4 protein-coding genes are annotated in these 4,246 nt (G+C 72.3%); all 4 read right to left on the minus strand.

Features of this window, described 5'->3' with window-relative positions; genetic code table 11:
- Positions 1–261 precede the first annotated feature (261 nt).
- The 4 genes from FPZ41_RS45195 to FPZ41_RS45210 all read right to left on the minus strand — a co-directional run bounded on the left by FPZ41_RS45195 (position 262) and on the right by FPZ41_RS45210 (position 4,128).
- Positions 262–1,197, minus strand: a complete 936-nt coding sequence (locus FPZ41_RS45195) for an alpha/beta hydrolase (protein ID WP_152870584.1) — start codon at positions 1,195–1,197, stop codon at positions 262–264.
- A 175-nt stretch (positions 1,198–1,372) separates the two neighbouring features.
- A complete protein-coding gene (kynU, locus tag FPZ41_RS45200; protein WP_152870585.1) occupies positions 1,373–2,713 on the minus strand; it encodes a kynureninase in 1,341 nt (446 codons plus the stop codon).
- The gene (locus tag FPZ41_RS45205) at positions 2,706–3,566 is read right to left on the minus strand and encodes a tryptophan 2,3-dioxygenase family protein (RefSeq protein WP_152870587.1); all 861 of its coding nucleotides are present in this window, start codon (positions 3,564–3,566) and stop codon (positions 2,706–2,708) included. The genes kynU and FPZ41_RS45205 overlap by 8 nt, the downstream gene beginning before the upstream one ends.
- A 148-nt stretch (positions 3,567–3,714) precedes the next feature.
- Complete coding sequence (locus FPZ41_RS45210) at positions 3,715–4,128, minus strand: DUF3151 domain-containing protein (RefSeq protein WP_152870589.1); 414 nt, start codon at positions 4,126–4,128, stop codon at positions 3,715–3,717.
- Between the last annotated feature and the right edge of the window lie 118 nt (positions 4,129–4,246).

A 4,246-nucleotide genomic window follows, 5' to 3' on the forward strand; every position in this document is an offset into this window, starting at 1 on the left:
GCCCCGCTCTCCCCGACCCCCATCGCGCCTTCCCTCCCAATCAGCCCGCTCATCGGGCTTGTATGGAAGGGAAGTTACGAACGCGGACTCGTCGTCCGCGTCACTCCAGGGAACTCATCTGGGACGTAGCTCTCAGGTACTACGGGTATCACCAGGGAGCCACGCCGGGAGCCACACCGCGGCCGTGCGGCGGCCGAGCGGGGCCTTACTGGGGCCGTACTGGGGCCGTACTGGGACCATGCCACAGCCCCGCAGGGTCTCTCACCACGCCAGCTGCGCGATCTCCTCCGCCACCACCGCGCACGCGTCCGCCGCCGGGTCGATCAGGGGGAAGTGACCGACGTCCTCCAGCAGCGTGAGGCCGACCATCTCGCCCGCCTTGGCCGCCGCGTCGGCGTACGACTCGGCGACCGCCTGGGGGACGACGATGTCGGTACGGCCCTGCACCACCGTGGTGGCGATGCCCGTCGGCAGCAGGAGGGCGGGGTCGGCATACGGGCGGCGCTCGGCGAACGCGTCGGCTCCGCCCAGGAGTTCCGTGGCCGCTCCCCCGCAGACCTCCAGCTTCTCGGCGACCCCGAAGTCGGCGATGGGGGCGAGGGCGACGACACCGCGCAACGGCGACGGACGGTCCGTACGCCACGGCGCGTCGGCCGGGAGGACGTGGCGGGCGGCGGCCCACAGCGCGAGGTGGCCGCCCGCCGAGTGGCCGGTGATCACCATGCGGCGCGCATCCGCCTGCGGCAGGGCGTCCCGTACGAGGGCGGGCAGTGCGTCGAACGCCGCCGCCACATCGTCGAACGTCTCCGGCCAGCGCCCCGCCACCGGCGCGCCCTCCGCACCACTCCCCGCACCACTGCCCGGGCCGTTCTCCGTACCGCGCCGGTACTCCACGTTCGCCACGGCGAAACCCCGGCCGGCCAGGAAGGCGGCGAACGGGGTTATGTGGCGACGGTCGTACGGGGCGCGCCAGGCGCCGCCGTGCAGCACGACCACGAGCGGTACGCGGTCGTGTCCGGCACCGGGCCCGCGCGGCGCGTAGAAGTCGATCACCTGGTCGGGGTGGTCGCCGTACGCGGCGCCGGCGTCGGGGTCGACCGGAGGGTGCGAGAAGGCGGACGCCTCCTCTGCGGCATCCCGGGCCCGCGCCCCATCCGGCACTGCTGCCTCATCCGTTGCTGCGACGTTGTCCGGCATGCTCCAACCTCTCAGCGGCGAAACGGAATTGGCTTCTCGGGGTTACGGACGGACCGGATGGGGCAACCGCCGTTGGCGGGGACGGTACCAGGCCCCGTGACCCGGGCCCTCACAGGGATGTCACTCTCGGTGAGGTTCCGAGGTGCCGCACCGCCTCAGGACAGGCCGCACGGTCTCAGGACACGAGGACGTCCCCCAGCACCCGCCCCGCCCGCTCCACGTCCCCGAACCCCACGTACAGGGGCGTGAAGCCGAAGCGGAGGACGTCGGGGTGGCGGAAGTCACCGACCACGCCGTTCTCGATCAACCGCTTCATCACGTCCCCGGCGTCCGGGCACCGCAACGCGACCTGGCTGCCCCGTTCCGCGTGGGCGGCCGGAGTCAGGAACTCGACCCGACCCTCGGGGACGTAGGCCGCGACACACTCCAGGAAGAAATCCGTCAGGGCGAGGGACTTGGCGCGGACCGACTCGATCGTCACCCCGTCCCAGACCTCCAGGGCCGCCTCAAGAGCCAGCATCGACAGGATGTCCGGCGTGCCGACGCGGCCCCGCAGCGCCCCCGGAGCCGGGGTGTACTCGGGCCGCATGCCGAACGGCTCCGCGTGCGAGTTCCAGCCGGGCAGCGGCGAGTCGAAGCGGGGCTGGAGATCCCGGCGTACGTACAGGTACGCGGGCGAACCGGGGCCTCCGTTCAGGTACTTGTACGTGCAGCCGACCGCCAGGTCGACCCCGTACTCGTCCAGCCCGACCGGCAGGGCACCGGCGCTGTGGCACAGGTCCCAGACGGCGTACGCGCCCGCCTCGTGCACCGCCGCCGTCAGCCCCGGCAGGTCGTGGAGGCGGCCCGTGCGGTAGTCGACGTGGTTGAGGAGCACCGCGGCGGTGCGGTCGCTCAACGCGCCCGGCACCTCCGACGGCGTCACCGGGCGCAGCGAACAGCCCGTCATCCGCGCCGCCGACCCGGCGATGTACCCGTCCGTGGGGAACGTCGTCGCGTCGACCAGGATCTCGTCCCGGCCATCCCGGCCGTCCCGGCCGTCCCTGCCGTCCCTGCCGTCCCTGCCGTCCCTGCCGTCCCCGGCCATGCGTACGGCGGCCACGAGCGCCTTGAAGACATTGACACTCGTGGAGTCGCCCACCACGATCTGCCCGGCGGCCGCGCCCACCAGCGGGGCGATCCGGTCACCGATCCGCTCCGGCGCCGTCCACCAGCCGCTCTCGTCCCAGGAACGGATGCGCAGGGAGCCCCACTGGCGGCGTACGACGTCGTCGACGTGGGCGGGCACGGCCGCCGGGAGCGCGCCGAGGGAGTTGCCGTCGAGGTAGACGCCGGCGCCATCGCCGTCACCCGCACGACCGGACAGATCGGCCAGATCTTCCAGATCTTCCAGATCGGCCGGATCGGACGCCGTGTCGAGCACGAACTTCCCGCGCAGCGCGGCCAGCTCGTCCGCGGCGTCCAGCTCCTGCGCCTTCAGAACGAGCTTCTGTGCCTTCAGATCGAGCTCAGACATGGGACCTCGCCGTCCACAGCTCGGGAAAGACGTTCTTCCGTGCGCGTTTCTCCAGCCAGGCCACCCCGGCGGAGCCGCCCGTGCCGGGCTTGGCGCCCATCGCCCTGCGGGTGGCGACGAGATGGTCGTTGCGCCAGCGCCACACCAGTTCGGCGACATCGGTCAACGCCTCGCCGAGCCGGGCGAGTTCGTCGGTCTCGTCGCCCGCGTACAGGGCGGTCCACACCTCCTCGACCTCGGGCGAGGGCTCGTAGCGCCGGGACACGTCACGGCGTACGACCGCCTCGGGCACCGCGTGGCCGCGGCGCGCGAGCAGCCGCAGCACCTCGTCGTAGAGACTCGGTTCGTGCAGGGCCTTCTCCAGCTCGGCGTGCACGCGCGGCGCCCCGCGGTGCGGTACGAGCATGGAAGCGGACTTCTCGCCGAGCAGGAACTCCATACGGCGGTACATCGCCGACTGGAAGCCGGAGCCCTCGCCGAGGGCGGCGCGGTAGGAGTTGAACTGGGCGGGGGTGAGCTGCGAGAGGGGCCGCCAGGAGGCGTTGAGCGCCTCCAGCTCTCGTACGGACCGCTTGAGCGCGGCCATGGCCGTCGGTACGTCGTTCTCGCGGAGCGCGCCCGCGGCGGTCTCCCACTCGTGAACGATGACGGTGAACCACAGCTCCATGACCTGGGTCGTCACCAGGAAGACCATCTCTCCGGGGTCGTCGGAGAGGGTGTGCTGGAGGTGGGTGAGGACATCCGCCCTGACGTAGTCCTCGTAGGGGGTCGTGCCCTGGAAGTCGAGATGCGGGGTCTCGGGCTCGTGCGCCTCGTCCGAGGAGGGAGGGATCTGCTGAGCCTGTTGGGACATCGCTGTCTCCTGCAAATGATCCGGGTAGCGGTCCGCCCCTGCCGTTGTCGACACGGGGGCCCCGGTCCCCACGGGCATCCTGCGCAATCGTCCCCCGAAAACGCAAGGCCCGCCTGGTCACACCGGGCGGGCCCCACGAAACGGACGCTCAGCCCAGGGTCTGGGCCGCCGTCGGAGAGGAGTCCTTCAGGAACTGCGTGCAGCGCTCGTACTCCTCCTGCTCGCCGATCGCTCCGGCGGCGCGGGCGAGGCCGTGCAGGGCGCGCAGGAAGCCGCGGTTGGCCTCGTGCTCCCAGGGGACCGGGCCGTGGCCCTTCCAGCCGCTGCGGCGCAGGGCGTCCAGGCCGCGGTGGTAGCCGGTACGGGCGTACGCGTACGACTCGACGACCGAGCCCCGAGTGAACGCGTCGTCCGCGAGTTGCGCCCAGGCGAGGGACGAGGTCGGGTAGCGGGCGGCCACGTCCGCGGGGGCCGTGCCGGTCGCGAGCAGTTCTCGGGGCTCCGGGTCGTCGGGGAGGTGCGTCGGGGGCGGGCCCCCGAGGAGGTTCTCGTGAATGGTCATGGGTTCCAGTCTGGCCCATGTGGGGGTGGGGGTCGGCTCCGCCGCTGGAGGGGGGCGCGGAGGGTGCGTCGCCGGATGTTTCCGCCCCCGCCGCCCCTACCCGTCCCATCCCAGGGGC

The organism is Streptomyces acidicola (genome assembly GCF_009377235.1).
Taxonomy (GTDB): Bacteria; Actinomycetota; Actinomycetes; order Streptomycetales; family Streptomycetaceae; genus Streptomyces; species Streptomyces acidicola.

Excerpts from the sequence above, each read along its gene's own strand:
- FPZ41_RS45195 (WP_152870584.1), bottom strand. The coding sequence starts at position 1,197 with ATGCCGGACAACGTCGCAGCAACGGATGAGGCAGCAGTGCCGGATGGG.
- FPZ41_RS45205 (WP_152870587.1), bottom strand. The coding sequence starts at position 3,566 with ATGTCCCAACAGGCTCAGCAGATCCCTCCCTCCTCGGACGAGGCGCAC.
- kynU (WP_152870585.1), bottom strand. The coding sequence starts at position 2,713 with ATGTCTGAGCTCGATCTGAAGGCACAGAAGCTCGTTCTGAAGGCGCAG.
- FPZ41_RS45210 (WP_152870589.1), bottom strand. The coding sequence starts at position 4,128 with ATGACCATTCACGAGAACCTCCTCGGGGGCCCGCCCCCGACGCACCTC.